At 52.1% G+C, this 236-nt stretch carries 1 protein-coding gene; it reads left to right on the top strand.

Annotated features, from left to right (window positions below; genetic code table 11):
• A partial coding sequence (locus ACY2RX_RS14915) for a hypothetical protein (RefSeq protein ID WP_490104750.1) occupies positions 1-236 on the top strand: 236 nt, incomplete at both ends.

The raw sequence follows: 236 nt of genomic DNA on the forward strand, positions 1-236 counted from the left end.
TTACCGGACTGTGGCAGCGAACCGCCGTCGACCGCGACGATATAACGAAACAAAAACGCAGAGTTAAGGCCATCACTGCCGTCATGTCGAGCCTTGCCGGTGTACTCATGGGCTCCATCGAGCGTTTCCTGACAACTCTGAGGTTCATCAACGGCAAGGAAACCCTCATATACTATCTTATTCTTCTCGCGGTGTTCTCCCTGATAGGGTGGATTCTTGGCACGGTAGACATTACC

It is taken from the genome of Polaribacter sp. 2405UD43-2 (assembly GCF_058147125.1).